The sequence below is a fragment of the Paenibacillus sp. RU5M genome (genome assembly GCF_900221055.1).
GTDB lineage: Bacteria > Bacillota > Bacilli > Paenibacillales > Paenibacillaceae > Paenibacillus > Paenibacillus marchantiae.
In genome coordinates, this window is record NZ_OBQM01000015.1 from 20,588 (window position 1) to 37,614 (window position 17,027).

At 46.9% G+C, this 17,027-nt stretch carries 13 protein-coding genes; all 13 read left to right on the plus strand.

Annotated features, from left to right (window positions below; all coding sequences use genetic code 11):
- The first annotated feature begins 18 nt into the window (after nucleotides 1–18).
- The 13 genes from CRO25_RS28970 (at nucleotide 19) to CRO25_RS29030 (ending at nucleotide 17,009) form a co-directional block, all read left to right on the plus strand.
- Nucleotides 19–1,833 carry a sensor histidine kinase gene (locus CRO25_RS28970; protein ID WP_256863778.1) on the plus strand — a complete coding sequence of 605 codons (1,815 nt, stop codon included), beginning with the start codon at nucleotides 19–21 and terminating at the stop codon, nucleotides 1,831–1,833.
- Nucleotides 1,830–3,389, plus strand: a complete 1,560-nt coding sequence (locus CRO25_RS28975; RefSeq protein ID WP_079697338.1) for a response regulator transcription factor — start codon at nucleotides 1,830–1,832, stop codon at nucleotides 3,387–3,389. Before CRO25_RS28970 ends, CRO25_RS28975 begins: the two co-directional genes overlap by 4 nt.
- 285 nt (nucleotides 3,390–3,674) lie before the next feature.
- Complete coding sequence (locus tag CRO25_RS28980; protein ID WP_205524889.1) at nucleotides 3,675–4,580, plus strand: sugar ABC transporter permease; 906 nt, start codon at nucleotides 3,675–3,677, stop codon at nucleotides 4,578–4,580.
- A gap of 22 nt (nucleotides 4,581–4,602) precedes the next feature.
- Nucleotides 4,603–5,559 (plus strand): carbohydrate ABC transporter permease, encoded by a 957-nt coding sequence (locus CRO25_RS28985; protein ID WP_064635967.1) that lies wholly within the window; start codon nucleotides 4,603–4,605, stop codon nucleotides 5,557–5,559.
- 58 nt (nucleotides 5,560–5,617) lie between these two features.
- Nucleotides 5,618–7,126, plus strand: coding sequence for an ABC transporter substrate-binding protein (locus CRO25_RS28990; protein WP_079697339.1), 1,509 nt, complete (start codon nucleotides 5,618–5,620; stop codon nucleotides 7,124–7,126).
- A gap of 100 nt (nucleotides 7,127–7,226) precedes the next feature.
- Entirely contained in the window at nucleotides 7,227–9,884 is a 2,658-nt protein-coding gene (locus tag CRO25_RS28995; protein WP_079697340.1) for a discoidin domain-containing protein, read from the plus strand.
- A 324-nt stretch (nucleotides 9,885–10,208) separates the two neighbouring features.
- Nucleotides 10,209–11,216 carry a zinc-binding alcohol dehydrogenase gene (locus tag CRO25_RS29000; RefSeq protein WP_079697341.1) on the plus strand — a complete coding sequence of 336 codons (1,008 nt, stop codon included), beginning with the start codon at nucleotides 10,209–10,211 and terminating at the stop codon, nucleotides 11,214–11,216.
- Between the two features lie 12 nt (nucleotides 11,217–11,228).
- Nucleotides 11,229–12,056, plus strand: coding sequence for a sugar phosphate isomerase/epimerase (locus CRO25_RS29005; RefSeq protein ID WP_079697342.1), 828 nt, complete (start codon nucleotides 11,229–11,231; stop codon nucleotides 12,054–12,056).
- A 51-nt stretch (nucleotides 12,057–12,107) separates the two neighbouring features.
- Nucleotides 12,108–12,977, plus strand: a complete 870-nt coding sequence (locus CRO25_RS29010) for an AraC family transcriptional regulator (RefSeq protein ID WP_218670793.1) — start codon at nucleotides 12,108–12,110, stop codon at nucleotides 12,975–12,977.
- Between the two features lie 70 nt (nucleotides 12,978–13,047).
- On the plus strand, nucleotides 13,048–13,479 hold the full coding sequence (locus CRO25_RS29015) for an Rrf2 family transcriptional regulator (protein WP_179132290.1): 432 nt from the start codon (nucleotides 13,048–13,050) through the stop codon (nucleotides 13,477–13,479).
- Nucleotides 13,480–13,548: 69 nt separating this feature from the next.
- Nucleotides 13,549–14,415: an aldo/keto reductase gene (locus CRO25_RS29020; RefSeq protein ID WP_079697344.1), complete on the plus strand. Its 867-nt coding sequence runs from the start codon at nucleotides 13,549–13,551 to the stop codon at nucleotides 14,413–14,415.
- 280 nt (nucleotides 14,416–14,695) lie between these two features.
- Complete coding sequence (locus CRO25_RS29025) at nucleotides 14,696–16,090, plus strand: stalk domain-containing protein (RefSeq protein WP_240321399.1); 1,395 nt, start codon at nucleotides 14,696–14,698, stop codon at nucleotides 16,088–16,090.
- Between the two features lie 55 nt (nucleotides 16,091–16,145).
- Nucleotides 16,146–17,009: a phosphate ABC transporter substrate-binding protein gene (locus CRO25_RS29030; protein WP_063565318.1), complete on the plus strand. Its 864-nt coding sequence runs from the start codon at nucleotides 16,146–16,148 to the stop codon at nucleotides 17,007–17,009.
- Nucleotides 17,010–17,027 lie beyond the last annotated feature (18 nt).

Sequence of the window (17,027 nt, forward strand, 5' to 3'; positions counted from 1 at the left end):
ATGTCCAGGATACGAACCATGTATAAGAACTACTTGAAGAAAAAAATGTTCAACAAAATCCTACTGTTTTATTCCATGGTTATGGTCCTGTTATTCATCAGCATCTCGGTGTTGGCCTACCGCTACTATGAACAGCGAGTGGTACAGGAACAAATGGATGCCAGTTTGCAGGAGCTGGATATTGTCAGTATCAACCTGAATCAGCAGTACGAACGGCTGTATAATGCCGTGCAGCAGATTTATACCGACGCCATGATTGGCGATGATCTGAAGTATTTTTTGACTCATGAATACGAGGATTTTCTCAATTGGCGCCTGAATCAATATGCTTACAGCTACCGTACAGAGCGAGGGAACTTTGATTATCAATTACGTCTGCTGTTAAAGGATGAGGCCTCGATTGCAAATGTCGTGTTATACAGCACGGATCAAAATTTTTTCTATGTTCTTAATCGGGAGACCCAGCACTTTTACTATCATCCCAAGCTTTCTGCAGGGCATCAGGACTGGTTCCAGCGGCTGAGGAGTGCACCTTGGCAGTATATGGGCAGCGAACCGCTGTTCGAAGGGAAAATGGCTGATGAGCCTACCCCGTACAGCTACGCAAATGTGCTCAAAGACTCCGTGACATTGAAGCAGTACGGTGCAATTATGTTTGAGCTGAATACAGACCGTATCAAAGGGCTGCTTCGAGACAGACTCGACGGCAAGAACAGTCGGATCTTGCTGATGACAGGAGAAGGTGAGGTGATCTTCGATTCGCAGGGCAAGTATGACAACACCGTCTACCCGTACTGGGGGAAGATGAATTTGCCGGAGGATTGGGTGGATCTGGAGGAGCGCTCCAAGGTGCAGCTGCTGAATATCGGGAATACGGGAATGGTCGTGGCTTCTATTATTCCGGAGTCGCAAATCAAACAGAGCCTTCAGGCGATTCGTTTCAGCCTCATTGGGATTGTGATTCTGTGCATCATGATTAGCATCGCGGTGACGTTCACCATCATCCGCCGTTATTCCAAAAAAATTCACAGACTCGTGCTTTACATGCGGCGCTGGCAGGAGGGTGATCTGAGTAAACGTATCGAGATGGAGGGGGAAGATGAGCTGCAGCAAATTTCGCAGAGATTTAATCATATGTGTGATCGGCTGGAGTCTTACATAGAAACGGTATATGTGTCGGAGATCAAACAAAAGAACGCGCAGCTTGTGGCTTTGCAAGCCCAGATTAATCCCCATTTTCTGTACAATACGTTGGAAAGCATCCGCATGAAAGCCATCAGTTTGGGAGCCAGGGATGTTGGGCAGATGATTTATATTCTCGCCACGATGTTCCGTCATTTGATCAAAAAGCAGACCCATGTTACCTTGGCGGAGGAAATAGAGCTGTGCGGCATGTACCTGGCTTTGGTCCAATATCGGTATGAGGACAAGCTGCACGTGGAGACCCATATCGAGAATGCAGCGGCGGGAAGCATGGTCGTCAAGTTGCTGGTCCAGCCGATTATTGAGAATTACATTGTGCATGGTTTTCGTACGAATGATGATGATAACCGGATCTCCATCACAGCCGAAGAAGAGAACGGCGTGATTCACATCCGTGTAAAGGATAACGGAAAGGGGATTTCCGCGGAGAGACTGCTTGAACTGCAACATGGGTTGCATAAGGGCGATGAAGCTGCTGAGACATCTGACCGATCTTTGGGTCTTAAGAACGTGCACGACCGCATACGTCTGAATTATGGCAGTGATTATGGTCTGCACCTGAACAGTGCGGAGGGCGAAGGATGTGAGGTGACCATCAGCATTCCAGTTACAAGGGAGGAAACGGGATGAGAAGTGTAATGTTGGTCGATGATGAGCCGCTTATTGTCAAAGGAATGCAAGCGATCATTGATTGGGATCAGAATAACATGCAGATTGCCGGAACGGCATGCAATGGGTTGGAAGCGCTAGCAATGATGGACGAGGTTCCTGTCGATCTGATTATTACGGATATCATGATGCCGCAAATGACCGGACTTGAACTGATCCGGGAGACTAAAGCGCGCAATCCATATACCAAATTCATTATTTTAAGTGGTTACGAAGAATTCAAATATGTGCGGGAGGGCATCTCACTGGGGGTTGAGAACTACCTGCTCAAGCCAGTCAATATGGATGAACTGGAAGCGACCATCAAGCATATGCAGCGGGATTGGGAGCACGAAGAGATGCGCCAGATTCAAATGGATCAGAGCTGGAGGATTCTGCGCAACAATATTTTGCAGCGATGGGCGAACGAGACCATTGACGCCAAAGAATTCCGTGAGCGTGCGCAGATGCTTGAGATTCCCATGAACAAGTCCACATATTGTGCGGCTTCTCTGCGGATTGTAGGCGATGACAAGGCGGATGATCCCCAGATGTATCTGCCGGGAATTGCTGAGCAGTGTGAGCAGCTCGGGAACAAAGACCTCCCGGATGGCTGCGGTGTTATCTGCTTTCCCGATCAGGACGGAGACATCATGCTGCTGTTCGTTTCAGCCGGTACGGAAGGTAGTGATGAATGGCAGCTTCAGGCACTCACCAAAATGAAGCAAGCGGTTGCTGAGGACACAGGTGCACGTGTATGGGGGATCATCGGTCAATCCGAGTCGACCTATCTGGGTTTTCCAAAGAGTTGCAAGTCCGTAAAGCTGTGGCTTCAGAATCATTTGTTTATGGATTGTAATACCTTCATCATGCAAGTGGAGAACGAAGAAGCTACCAATCAGCATCAAGAGAAGCCTGGGCCAGCGATGGAGCAGTTCCACAAGCTGCTACGGGATGGTGAAGGTACAGAGGTGGATCGGTTCATCGACGAATTCTTCATTGCTGAGGGTAAGGAACCCTGCCTCCATAGAACACCGTTCTTCAATTCTGCGATCCAGCTGATGCTGGCCGCCAAGGAACTAGAGAAAACGCCTGACTACGGGGACATCTTCGGACCCCTGTCCAGAATTCATACGCTCAACAAACTGAAACAATTAGTCAGAAAGGTTGTTCATCGCACGCTGGATACATATCATACCGCTGAGAAAACGTACAGCCCGCATATCATGGCTGTGCTGGAGGTGGTGAAAAATCACTATCAGGATGAGCTTTCACTTAAGACACTCAGTCAGAGGCTGGAGCTTCATCCGAACTACCTCGGCCAATTGTTCCAGCAAGAGGTCGGTACCACCTTTTCTGATTATGTGAACCAGTATCGAATTGAGCGTGCCACTCATTTGCTGTTATATTCGGACAAAAAGACGGCAGAAATAGCGGGCGAGGTGGGCTATTGGGACTCCACATATTTTTACAGACAGTTTAAGAAATATGCTGGCGTTTCTCCTACGGAGCTGCGCTCGATCTACATGAAAAAATAAGCCGGGGGCTCCGGTTGAATGAAGACACTCCCCATGTGGGGGTGTCTTTTTTGTTATGCAATGAAAGCACGATCTTTAATTAATCCATCAATTTATTGGGTTTTTCAACTATCTCAAAATTGGTAGCGCTTGCATAATGGAGGTAGGAGTGAACGAGGAAATCCAAAGCACCAAAAGGGCTTAGATCCAGTGTTGATTATAGGGGATTAATGCTGGATGCAGCTAAAGCGATAATGAACGAGATTATAAGGAGGGACAGCCGTGCAGGGCATCTTCAAAAGTCTGATGAAGAACAAGGCGTTTCTTCTGCTGGTACTGCCGGGAGCAGCTTGGTTTATCATTTTTGCCTATTTGCCAATGTTCGGAACGATTATTGCTTTTAAGGACTTCCGGATTCATCCGGGCGGATTTCTTGAAAGCGTTCTAAAAAGCGAATGGGTCGGGTTCAAGAACTTTGAGTTTCTGTTCTCCACCAGTGACGCCTATATCATCACACGTAATACCATTCTGTATAACCTAGGTCTGATCTTTCTCGGGTTGGTGCTCGCGGTGACGCTTGCGATCATCATGAACGAACTGTTGAACAAACGGCTGGCGAAGATTTACCAGACCGCAATGTTTATGCCTTATTTCCTGTCCTGGGTTATTATCAGTTATTTCGTCTTCTCGTTTCTGAGTGTGGAAAAGGGTGTGTTCAACCAGATCATTACCTATTTTGGTGGAGATCCGGTTAGTTGGTACAGTGAGACAGGGTATTGGCCGTATTTTCTCATTCTGCTCGGCCTGTGGAAAGGTGCAGGTTATGGCAGTGTAGTATATTTGGCAGCAATCGCAGGTATCGACCGTTCTTATTATGAGGCAGCGATGATCGACGGCGCCACCAAGTGGAAACAGATCCGGTACATTACGCTGCCACTGCTCAGACCACTAATGATCATCCTCACCATTTTGGCGATCGGCGGGATCTTCCGTTCCGACTTTGGACTGTTCTATCAGGTTCCGCGGGACTCTGGTGCGCTGTATCCGGTCACCAATGTCATCGACACGTTTGTATACCGCGGCTTGACCATTATGGGTGATACAGGAATGAGTACAGCTACAGGATTATATCAATCGGTTGTCGGTTTGATTCTTGTCCTGCTGGCAAACTATGCTGTGCGTAAAATTGAAAAGGATTATGCCGTATTCTAGGCTGCGGCAAGGGGGTGCTTCCATGAGTAATTTAAGCGAACCGGTAAAGCGGGCATCTGCCCATACGAGGAGGACCGGAAAGAAATCGAGAGATCTAAATGCCATTTCGCCGTTATCCAATGTGATTTTTAATATAGCTATCGGTCTGTTTGCCTTATCTTGTATCTTTCCGTTTCTGTTCATCGTTATCATCTCATTTACCGATGAGAAGACGCTGGCAATCAATGGCTTTAAGTTATTCCCTGAAGTCTGGACGCTGGATGCCTACCGATTCCTTATGGAATCCGGGCAGCAGATGGCCCAATCGTTTGGGGTTACCTTAACGGTGACGGTTGTCGGAACCGCGCTCACACTGTATTTGGTCACCACGTATGCATATGCCATCTCGCGCAAAAATTTTGCGCAGCGTCGGTTTTTCAGCTTTTTGGCCTTCTTCACCATGCTATTTTCCGGCGGTCTCGTTCCCAGTTACATTGTGGTTACGCAGGTGCTGCACTTGCGGGATTCGATCTGGGCGCTGATCCTGCCGTCAATTATGAACGCTTTTTACATTATCGTTATGCGTACATTTTTCACGACCACCGTGCCGGATGCGGTTATTGAGTCAGCCAAAATCGACGGAGCTACTGAATTCGGTATCTATACGCGCATCGTGCTGCCGATTTCGTTGCCGGGCATTGCGACTATTGGATTGTTCAGTACGTTAGGATTCTGGAATGACTGGTTCAATGCGTTACTCTACATCGACAATGCGAATTTGATTCCACTCCAGACATTGCTGATTCGAATACAGAACAATATGGATTTTGTTGTGCAAAACAGCAGCCGGGTCGTGTCCTACGACATTGCCTCGACACTGCCAACAGAGACCGTCCGCATGGCGATGGTTGTCTTGGCTACACTGCCGGTTGCGCTGGCGTATCCGTTTTTCCAAAAATATTTTATACAAGGCCTGACCATCGGTTCGGTCAAAGAATAAGTCTGGTTGTGCCTGCCCTCAAAGGGCAGTAACAATAACATTGATAAGGGGGATACACATGAAGAACAAAAAGACCAAAAAAATGGTTCTGCTCATGGTTACTTTACTGCTTGCATTTTCTACTGTTCTAGCAGGCTGCGGTGGCAGTAATACCAATGATACAAGCGGGAATGCGGCATCCGGGGGAGAATCCGGCGATAAGGACACGGTGAAGCTCAAGGTATATCTGATTGGTGGTCCACAGCGCGATCTGCCAATGGTACAGGAAGAAATGAACAAATACTTAATGGAGAAAATAAATGCAACCGTTGACATCACGATGATTGACTGGGGTGATTATTCCAAACGTATGCCAGTCATTACCGCTTCGGGCGAAAATTATGATATCGCTTTCACTTCTTCCTGGGCTTATGATTATCTGCCAAATGCCACCAGAGGAGCATTCCTGCCAATCAATGATCTGTTGGATAAGTATGGTCAGGGCATTAAAGAGCAACTTGATCCACGGTTCCTTACGGGATCGCAGATCGGTGGCCAAAACTATGCCGTGCCAGTGAACAAAGAGTTGGCTTCGCAATGGGTATGGCGCTTCAACAAGCAGTACGTTGATAAATACAACATGGACATCACCAAGATTCGCACATTAGAGGATCTGGAGCCTTACCTGCAGCAAATTAAGGATAATGAACCAGCCGACATTACTCCGCTGGCTGTTCCGAAGGGCTTTAAGCCTTATCTGGCGTTCGACTTCCTATTGGGTGACGAATTCCCGGTTGGTATCAACATGAATGGTGACACTGGTAAATACGTTAATGTGTTGGAATCCGAAGAACTGAAAAGCTCGTTGAAAACCATCCGTAAATACTATCAGGCTGGTTATCTGCGCAAGGATGTAGCGACACTGGAAGGCATCGACAACATCAAAACAGGCAAATGGTTTGTTGACCGTGAACAGACACAGCCGTACGCCGAACTGGGATGGTCCAGAAGTGCGGGCTATGATATCGTGACTACACCGATGCAGGATCCGGTTATTTTCACTGGTTCGGCAACAGGCGCTATGCATGCAATCTCGGCGAACTCCAAGAACCCTGAACGGGCTATGATGTTCCTGAACTTGCTGAATACCGATCCATATCTGCGTAACCTGATCAACTACGGCATTGAAGGAACACATTACAAAAAGATTTCGGATAATGTCATTGAGGATCTGCCAGCGATGAAGGACGGATTCCAGATGCCTGGCTTTGCCCTGGGTAACTTGTTCCTGACCTACATGCACAAGGAAGATCCAGCAGATAAGTGGGAAGCGTTCAAGGAATTCAACAATTCCGCGAAAGTTGCTCCGAGCTTTGGCTTCAACTTCAATCCTGACCCGGTGAAGACGGAAGTGGCTTCCATCTCCGCTATCGTGAAGGAATTCTACCCATCCATCATGACGGGAGCTGTTGACCCGGATGAGCATCTGCCGAAAGCGATCGAGAAGTTGAAAGCGGCAGGTCTGGATAAAGTGATTGCAGAAGCACAAAAGCAATACGACGAATGGAAAGCTGCAAATCCAAAATAAGCCTGAATGATAAAGTAGACATGGAAACGTCTGTCCGGTTTGACGGGCGTTTCTTTTTTTACCCTGAGTGGATTGCCAAAATTGGATTGGAGGATATGGCATGAAAAAGCTTGGTGCGAGTCTCCTATTTGTAATATTGGTATGCGCTGTTCTTTCCTCAGCGGCCTTGGCGAAGCAACCTTATTCATCCTATTGGCTGCCTGAACAATTGCTTAACTGGAGTCCAGCTTCCGACCCGGATGCGGCCTTCAACCGGAGCACCATTTCGCTCCAGAGCCGATTCACAGGCGAGGCAGTTAACCCGAACGCAACGAAAGATCCCAAAGTGATGGCCTTGTCTGCGTTGAATCAGGGAACCAGCGGCGTTCCATCACAGGGCTCGGATACATTCTCTGCAAATACGTTCTCTTACTGGCAGTATGTCGACAAGCTCGTATATTGGGGTGGCTCGGCGGGAGAAGGTATTATTGTGCCACCAAGCGCCGACACGATTGATGCGGCACACCGGAACGGAGTGCCAATCATGGGCACAGTGTTCTTCCCGCCATCCGTATACGGTGGCAAATATGAGTGGGTGAAGCAAATGCTTCAGCAGAACAGCGACGGCTCCTTCCCCGCCGCGGATAAATTAATTGAGGTAGCAGAGTACTACGGTTTTGACGGCTGGTTTATCAACCAGGAGACTGAAGGTGGAACAGCCACTGACGCGCAGTTAATGAAGACATTCCTCCGTTATCTTCAGGATCATAAGCCTGCGGGTATGGAAATCATCTGGTATGATTCCATGACGAAGGAAGGCAATATTTCATGGCAAAATGCGCTGACGGACCGGAATGCGATGTTCCTGCAGGATAACGGGAACAAGGTATCAGACAGCATGTTCCTGAATTTCTGGTGGAATGATCTTGGCAGTTCTGCGGCCAAAGCCAAAAGCCTGGGCAGATCACCATTTGAACTGTTCGCAGGTATCGATGTGGAAGCTAAAGGATTCGATACCAGTCTGAAATGGAATTTGCTGTTTCCTGAAGGGAAATCGGCTGTGACTTCCCTCGGCATTTATCGGCCGGATTGGTCGTACAACAGCGCGGACAGCATGACCGATTTCTTTGCCCGTGAAAATAAGTTCTGGGTAGGGCAGAACGGCAACCCGGCCAATACGTCGACAAGCCAGGCCTGGAAAGGGATTGCGAACAATGTGGTTGAATCATCGCCGGTGGACCAGCTGCCCTTCACGACCAACTTCAACACGGGCAGTGGCGAGAAATTCTATGTTGATGGCACACAAGTGCGGGAGACTGGATGGAATAACCGCAGTTTGCAGGACGTACTTCCGACATGGCGCTGGTTAGCAGAAAGTAAAGGCACGGCGCTGAAACCTTCTCTCGATTGGTCGGATGCCTATTATGGTGGCAGTTCCCTGAAGGTAGCCGGTGCATTAAGTCCAACGAATGCAACCCATCTGAAGCTTTACAAAACAGCTCTCAAGATCGAGTCGGGTACTGAGCTGTCAATTACGTACAAGACGCAGAGCAAGCCGGGAATGAAGGTTGGCCTCGCTTTTGCAAACCAGCCGGACCAGTTCGTCTTTCTGAATGTGAAGAACGAGAAGGCAACCGACTGGACGACGGACACGATCAATCTGACGCCATACCAAGGAAAGCAGATTGCGGCACTGTCCTTGTATTTTGACAGTACAGAAACCGTATCGGATTATAACATCCATATTGGGAAGCTATCTATCCACAAGAACAGTAGTCCATCGAACCCTCTTGAGGCCGTTCAAGCACTGCACGTCACCCAATCCGATTTCCGTGGCGGTATTTACGGTGATGCAAGGTTGCAATGGAACGCGTTGAACGAGGAAGTTCAACAATATGAGATTTACCGTGTACTGCCCGACGGCAAAGAGACTTGGGTGGGTGCGACCGCCAATAACGTGTTCTATGTGCCTGAGATGAAGAGAATCAACGCGGAACAGGCGACTGTACTGAAAGTCGTGGCAGTGAATGCAAAATATGAGCGCGGCCAGGCTGCCAGCGTGACCATCCAGTGGCCAGCGTATCCGAAGCCGGAAGCAAAATTCAAGGCGGATACAACACTTATCACACCAGGTCAGCAGGTGCATTTCACTGATCTCTCTTCCGAGGTGACGGAAGGCTGGTCGTGGACTTTTGATAATGGCAGTCCGGCTGTCAGCACGGAGCAAAATCCAGTGGTAACGTATGACAAGGAAGGCACGTACAATGTGACGCTTACAGCTACCAACAGTTCGGGGCAGGATACAGTAACGAAGCAAGCTTTGATCACCGTAAGTAAGGGTGCTTCCGGGATCAAAAATGTCGCACTTGGCAAAACGGCCACTGCCGACCATGCCTGCGGACCTGCTGAGGGTGCAGGAAAGGCAATTGATGGGAAGGTGACGGGCAACAGCAAATGGTGCGCACTGGGAAACCAGCCGCATTGGCTGCAAGTTGATCTTGGCAAAGAACATCAGATCAGTGGTTTTGTCATCAAACATGCGGAGAGTGGTGGGGAGTGGTCTGGTTTTAATACAAGCGACTATTCGATCCAGGTCAGTGCTGATGGTCTGAATTGGTCAGATGTAGTTCATGTACAGGGGAATACCGCAGCCGAAACCTCGGATGCAATTGCACTGGTCAAGGCTCGTTATGTGAAGCTGAATGTGCTGAAACCTACGCAGGGCGGCGATACGGCAGCCCGAATCTATGAGTTTGAGGTTCGTGGGTTGCAGCCGTAGTTGGCGGTTGAGAAGTGACAAGTGTAGCTGTGAAATTAGCAAAAAAGGAACCATGCGGCCAATCCGGTTTCAATGACGGCTGGATATCCCTGAAATATCCCGTCTTCTAATGGGTGTACCGCATTGTATCAGACTACGACTGAATAGGATTGAATTTGAGGCTCACAGATCATTGGATCATGTGAGTCTTTTTACGTTTATGCTGGATTCGCTTACAAAGGTTTTAAAATCGTTGTTTTAGATAAAAAATCGGTTTTGCAATCAAAGACAATGTTAATGAAAAGTCTTATATTGTAGTTAAAAAGATAGAAAGGAGTGAAGGCGATGAAGAATAGAAAGATCATGTTTGCTCGTCCGCTGCAAGTGGAAACGGTAGAAGAGGACTTTATTTTGCCAGCCCTAGGGGAGAAGGAAGTATTGGTTAAATTGATCTATTCCCTGATCAGTCCGGGAACGGAGCTGGCCATGTTATCGGGAAAAGAAGAGTGGGCCAAGCTTCCCGTATGTCCGGGGTATGCGAGTGTAAGTGAAGTGATCGAGGTGGGACAGGGTGTACACCATGTTCAGCCCGGGGACGCTGTGTTTCATTATGGTCAACATGCTGAATATCAAGTGGTATCCACAGATCATGTTTTCATCAAGGTACCTGAGCACTTAGATTTGAAGTGGGTTCCCTTCACCCGTATGGCAACCGTGGCATTCACCTCCGTTCGTGTATCCAATATTGAACTTGGGGACGTTGTTGGCGTGACGGGGCTTGGATTGGTAGGGAATTTGGCTGCTCAATTGGCACGCCTTCAAGGTGCAACTGTGATTGGCGTGGACCTGTCACCGGAACGAATTCGAACTGCCCAGACATGTGGGGTTGACTATACGCTCCATGGCGGAGAAGATAAAGTAAAAGAAAAGATACATGCCATAACGAGTGGAGCAGGTGTATCCACTCATATTGAGGCGACGGGTGTATCCAGTGTTGGTGTTCAAAGTCTGGAGTGGATCGGGAAGCTGGGAGAGATTATTTTCCTGGGCAGTCCACGAGGCGAATATAACACGGATGTCACCGATATATTGAACTACTGCCACCTGTATGGACGAGGCTGTATTACGTTTAAGGGGGCACATGAATGGCGCTTCCCGGTTGAGCCGAACGAATTCGTGAAGCATTCCCTGGTGAGAAATTCGAACATTGTATTTGAACTGATGTTAAAGAACAAGCTGCATATCGAACCATTGATCAGTCATGTGATGAAGCCGGATCAAGCGCAAGAAGCATATGAGGGACTGAGATTGAATAAAGACCAGTATAACGGTGTACTGTTTGACTGGTCCTAGGAGGAGATTGGGATGATTAGAGGGTTAACAAGAGCAGGCTTAGGGAACATCGAGTCCAATGAACAATATATTACGAATGCTGCAAAATACGGATTTCAGTCTGTAGATTTGAATCCGCTCTCATTGATTGAAGATGTTGGCAAAGAACAGGCCAAACACCTGTTGGAAAGCAATCAGGTGATCATCGGTTCATCCGATCTGACCGTGGACTGGAGAACCACAGATGAACAGTTTCGTGAAGGACTTCAATCGCTGGTTCAAATGGCAGAAGCCTCCGCTTCGTTGAACTGTTACAGCTGTTGCACCTATATTTTACCTTCCACAGATCAGCCAGCAGCATCATTTATGGCGGCAGCTACCAAACGATTGAGATTATGTGCAGATATTCTGGACGCATATGGAATTCGACTGGGCCTGGAGTTTGTGGGTTGCCATCATCTGCGTACTCAATGGAAGAATCCATTTATTTGGAGTGTGGAGGATACGCTTGACTGGATCGAAACAATTCATGCTCCCAATGTAGGTTTATTGGTGGATTCCTATCATTGGCATACGAATGGATTAAAGATTGAAGAGGTGTTGGATCTTAAGAAGGAACAGATTGTCCATGTTCATATCAATGATGCTTATGATCTGCCCATTGAAGAATTGCTGGATCATGAGCGTTTATACCCTGGCGAGGGAGTAATCGATCTGCAGGGGTTCTTGAAGAACCTGAAGACCATTGGATACACTGGCGTTGTATCTCAAGAGGTGCTTGCACCAACACCAACCCTCGATTCAAGTGAATTGTTTGCCAAGTCCAAAGCAGGCTTCGATAAAGTGTTTGCGAAAATATAAACCGGATCAGTGAGAAGGCAGTTGGGAGGAATACATGTGTATGAGGCATGGATGAATAGCATTTCGCCATTCGTAAGAGCGGCAAGAGTGACGGAATCATTTTCTTTGGCAGGGGAATGGATAGACCACGATCATGTGTATACATACATCGAACAAGGGGAAGCGGAGTTCTTCTTGAGTGGTGTGAAATTCCTGGTCAAAGAAGGCGACATTGTGCTGATGCATCCATTCATGTCTCATATCATTCGGTCTACCTCCACGCAGCCATTGATTCAGTATATTTTTCATTTTGATCTGTACTATGAGGAAGAGCGTAGTTTATTGAAGAATACGAGTGCAGCTCATAGTGAACGACCTGATCTGGCGGATAGGGAAATGAAGCTGGCTTCCATACGGCCAATCTCTCATTTGCAGCTAGCCGATCGAATTGAATGGAAAAAGAGATTTGCGCTCATGCATAAGGAGTTTCAGGAGCAGCGGGGAGGATCTTCGTTAATCACGAAATCCATATGTTTGGAGTTGCTGCATCTGTTTTTCAAAAATCAATCCGAAGATCAGGACCAAGAGGGGAACATGACCAAGGGGTGGGCATTCATTGAAAAGTCGATTCGTTATATTCATGAATGCTACGCCGACCCTCAATTAAATAATGTTGCTATCAGTAGACATGTCGGTGTATCGACGAACCATTTATCGCATTTATTCAAAAGCAAGCTGGGGATTACCCTTCACAAATATGTGACACATATCCGAATAGAGCAGTCCCAGAAAAGAATTATTGAAGGCACACATAATTTAACCCGGATTGCCGAGGAAGTTGGCTTTTCGAGTATTCATCTGTTCAGTCGGTCTTTCAAGGCTGCTGTAGGTATCACTCCCAGTAAATATGCAGCGATGAAATCGAGGGTGGAGTGGGAATAGGCGGATAGTTGCTAACTAAATATAAAAGATATATAGTATATTTAGAAAAGAAATAGTTAGGATGAATGCAATGGCATACTCTACAGCCTTATCACAGGGAATCTCCATTCTGCTCTACGTTCACGCGTACACCGAGAAGAACTGTCTTAACTATCTATCGACCAAAGTGATATCGGAGCAGCTAAATATTCCGGTTCCTACGACGGTAAAAGTCATTCGCAACCTGAATAACGCCAAACTGACAATGGCAAAAGAAGGTGCCAAGGGCGGCATATTGCTTGCGCAGCCTTTATCGGAAATCACGATGTTGGATGTATTCCTGGCGGTTGAACCCGGCAAAGATTTGTTTAAAATTCATACCGATGTAACACTCCAGGGACAAGACGTGGATGACGTGAAAGAAAAGGTCATTCATCATCTTGAAGGCGCAGAGATCGCAATGCAGAATTATTTAAAAGACATACGGTTAACCGATCTGTTTCATGAAGAAAAAAAGGGTTAACCTCTTTTTTTGGCTTTAACTAGATATAATATATATCAAGTATATTGCGTTTTGAGAGGAGCAGCTAAAATGAATTTGCATACAAAAGTGGTTGAAGCCAGAAACGGGGTTCCTATTCCCCAACTGGGCTTTGGGGTTTACAAAATAACGAAAGAAGCAGAATTTACAACAGCGACTCGCGAGGCCATTCAGGTCGGGTACCGACATTTTGATACTGCCCGGATCTATGGGAATGAGAAAGCGCTGGGAGCAGAGATCCGGCATAGTCAGATTCCGCGCGAGCAATTCTTCATCACGTCGAAAGTCTGGAATACAGATCATGGCTATGAAGCCACCAAGAAAGCTTTCCAGAAAACCATAAACAAGCTGGGTGTCGATTACCTCGATATGTATTTAATCCATTTTGCCTCGCCAAAGTATATCGAAACGTGGAAAGCCATGGAGGAATTATACGAGGAAGGCAAGATCAGAGTCATTGGGGTCGCGAACTTTGAGATTCAGCATCTGGAAGAATTAAGGAAGCACACGAAAATCTTGCCGATGATCAACCAGATCGAGACGCACCCGGAATTCCCTCAGAACGAACTGCGTGCCTATATGGACAAACATCAAATTTTACATGAGGCGTGGGGTCCACTGGGGCAGGGGAATAAAGTGTTATTACAGCATCCGGTATTGAAGGAAATCGCTGATCATCACCATAAGACGGTGGCTCAAGTGATTTTGCGTTGGCATCTGGAACGGGGCGTCATCCTGATTCCCAAATCATCCAATCCAAAGCGGATCAGAGAAAATAGTGAAATCTTTGATTTTGAGCTGTCCGCTGAGGAAATGGAAAAGATCAGTCGTCTAAACTCGGGTAAGAGGTATTCGATCCATCCGACAGGTTATATTGTGAATCCGATTTTTAATACATTGATGAAACTATTTATCTAGGAAAATAAGACAAAAAACGGGTCGTGGGTCATATTCCATCGACTCTTTTTTTGTATTTATGAAAACATTGACAATTCGTTAACAATTCCAGGATTTTCCGTTTACAAATCTCTCCTATAATTACAATCGTGATAGGTCATTTTTACTATGAACGTGGAAGTTGGGGGGATGAGCCGGACAAGCTCTCATAAAGACGATACATGCAGAATACCAGACAGCAGGGCATGACAAAACAAGGCAAATTAAATGGAATAGAGAAGGGTGACAAGAGCCAATGTCAATGAAAAAGGTGTTAGTGGTGTCCATGGTAGCAACAGTGTTAGGTACTTCTGTGGTTAGTGCAGTATCGGCTGCTCCTGCAGTGAAACCTGTGGCTAATGCAGCTCAGGTGCAAAATTCCACGCTTACAATAAACGGTAACAGCGTCGTCGTTCGTTCCATCGTTAAAAATGGGGAGACACTTGTGTCACTTCGTGATGTGATCAAAGCCATCGGCGCACAAGCCGAAGTACATAGCGGAACGACGGTGATCAAGCTGAATGATCACAGCGTGACGCTCCAAAACAATAGCAAACAAATCGTGGTAGATGACGTCAAAGTGAATCTGAATCAACCCGTTACTATCATCGGTGGTACAAGTTACATCGCTCTTCGTCCACTGGTGTCGGGCGTTGGCGGTACGATTGTCAAGCGAAACGGACTGCTTGAGATCAGTACAGTATCCTTGATCGATGAAGTCGAGAATCCTCGTTTTGCCGGAGCAGATAAGCTGATTGTTTCCAAGAGCGATAACAATGGCAGAAACGATTATCTCGTCAATACAACAAGCGGCAAATATGATCTGTTGTTAACGACAGACGGTGGATCGGATCTCGTTATTTCGCCAAGTGGTGATCAAGCGGCGTATACGAATGCCGAAGGAGCCGTTTATGTTATTGATCTGAAGACCAAGGCTTCCAAACTAATCACCAGCGACAACAGCATCAAGCCTGAGTTGGTATGGTCTGCTGACGGGAATGCAATCTACTTCCTGCAAGGGGATAAAGGGTCCGTGATTGCCAAGGTGAATCTGGCGGATGGGGCGATTACGAAAGTGGTCGAAGACAAGGTGGACTATAAGGAAAACCTGAATGTATCTGCTGACGGCAAGAAATTCATCTATACCGTAACAACACTTGGTACCGTAACTTCGGATACAACCAATGTGGATGAAGACAATGTCTCCATTGATTTCTCATCCAATCAACAGCAAATATTTTCGTATAACACAGCAGATTCAAAACCGGAGGCTGTGAAGCTCACAACATCAACTGACGACAAGGTATTTGTATGGTCTGCTGACGGACAAAAAGCCTACTACGTGAGTGTGCCTTCCGAAGACGGTAAAGCATCATTGCTGTCTGTGGATTCATCTCAAAAGTCTACGCCGGTGTATGCCGAGTACGATGTAGAACAAGCTATTCTGTCGGGTGGCATCTTGTATGTACTTGCGGCCCAGGATGACAGCAACAGCGTGATCCTTTCGATCGATCCGGTAACTGGAAAACAAACCAAGCTGTACACCGTATCTTCCGATGTATCCTCCATCGCGGTTGCCGGAACACAAATCTCTGTGGTTGAGAACGGCCGAGTTCTGGTACAAGCTGGCGGAAGCTGGAGAGCCGTTACGAAGTAATGTTTTATATCAAATATGATCACAAGCTTTTTAATTCGAGAGGAGTTTAATTAACATGAAAAAATGGATCAAACCCTTCACAGCAATGCTTATGGCTGTATCTCTGATTGGTGGACTGGGTGGCGCAACGACAGCATCAGCTGCCAAGAGCACAGAGAAAGGTAAAATAGTCATTAACGGTTCCTCCGCATTGCTTCCGCTGACACTTCAAGCTGCCAGCGAATTCAAAAAAGATAATCCAAAAGTTAAAATCTCGGCTTCCGCAGCAGGTTCCATCACAGGTCCTCAATCCGTTCGTAAAGGGATCGCGGATATTGGCGCTGTAGACTGGGATGCATCCAAAGATGTACCTGGCTTCAAGAAATTTGATGGCTTGGTAGCCAATCCGGTAGCTGTAACAGTGTTCACGGCTGTCGTTAATACCAATGTGGGTGTAAGCAATCTGACAACAAAACAACTGCAGGACATCTTCTCCGGCAAAGTGACAAACTGGAAGGAAGTTGGCGGATCGGATGCCAACATCGTTGTAGTTAACCGTAAATTTGGTTCCGGTACACGGGTTAACTTCCAACAAAAAGCTCTGGATGGCAAGGATTTCATGAGCAAAGGGGATAACTACAAAGAGGTTGGCTCCAGCGGTGATATGAAAACAACGATTGAAACGACACCAAATGCAATCGGTTATATTGACCTTCCGTATGTGACTAGCAAAATGAAGGCTGTATCCATCAATGGCGTGGCACCAACAGAGAAAAACGTCCTGAACAAAACATACAAAGTATGGGGTATTGGATATTACATGACCAAAGGTCAACCTACGGGAGCAACCAAAGCATTCATCGAGTATATCCAAAGCAGCAAGTTCCAGAACGGTTCCCTGAAAAAACTGAAATTCATTCCGCTTGCTGCCGTTAAATAACGAAAGCTGCGAACGTCC

What these genes read in the sequence shown, in the direction of transcription:
- CRO25_RS28970 (WP_256863778.1), top strand. Translation starts at nt 19, where the DNA reads ATGTATAAGAACTACTTGAAGAAAAAAATGTTCAACAAAATCCTACTG.
- CRO25_RS28975 (WP_079697338.1), top strand. Translation starts at nt 1,830, where the DNA reads ATGAGAAGTGTAATGTTGGTCGATGATGAGCCGCTTATTGTCAAAGGA.
- CRO25_RS28980 (WP_205524889.1), top strand. Translation starts at nt 3,675, where the DNA reads ATGAAGAACAAGGCGTTTCTTCTGCTGGTACTGCCGGGAGCAGCTTGG.
- CRO25_RS28985 (WP_064635967.1), top strand. Translation starts at nt 4,603, where the DNA reads ATGAGTAATTTAAGCGAACCGGTAAAGCGGGCATCTGCCCATACGAGG.
- CRO25_RS28990 (WP_079697339.1), top strand. Translation starts at nt 5,618, where the DNA reads ATGAAGAACAAAAAGACCAAAAAAATGGTTCTGCTCATGGTTACTTTA.
- CRO25_RS28995 (WP_079697340.1), top strand. Translation starts at nt 7,227, where the DNA reads ATGAAAAAGCTTGGTGCGAGTCTCCTATTTGTAATATTGGTATGCGCT.
- CRO25_RS29000 (WP_079697341.1), top strand. Translation starts at nt 10,209, where the DNA reads ATGAAGAATAGAAAGATCATGTTTGCTCGTCCGCTGCAAGTGGAAACG.
- CRO25_RS29005 (WP_079697342.1), top strand. Translation starts at nt 11,229, where the DNA reads ATGATTAGAGGGTTAACAAGAGCAGGCTTAGGGAACATCGAGTCCAAT.
- CRO25_RS29010 (WP_218670793.1), top strand. Translation starts at nt 12,108, where the DNA reads ATGAATAGCATTTCGCCATTCGTAAGAGCGGCAAGAGTGACGGAATCA.
- CRO25_RS29015 (WP_179132290.1), top strand. Translation starts at nt 13,048, where the DNA reads ATGGCATACTCTACAGCCTTATCACAGGGAATCTCCATTCTGCTCTAC.
- CRO25_RS29020 (WP_079697344.1), top strand. Translation starts at nt 13,549, where the DNA reads ATGAATTTGCATACAAAAGTGGTTGAAGCCAGAAACGGGGTTCCTATT.
- CRO25_RS29025 (WP_240321399.1), top strand. Translation starts at nt 14,696, where the DNA reads ATGAAAAAGGTGTTAGTGGTGTCCATGGTAGCAACAGTGTTAGGTACT.
- CRO25_RS29030 (WP_063565318.1), top strand. Translation starts at nt 16,146, where the DNA reads ATGAAAAAATGGATCAAACCCTTCACAGCAATGCTTATGGCTGTATCT.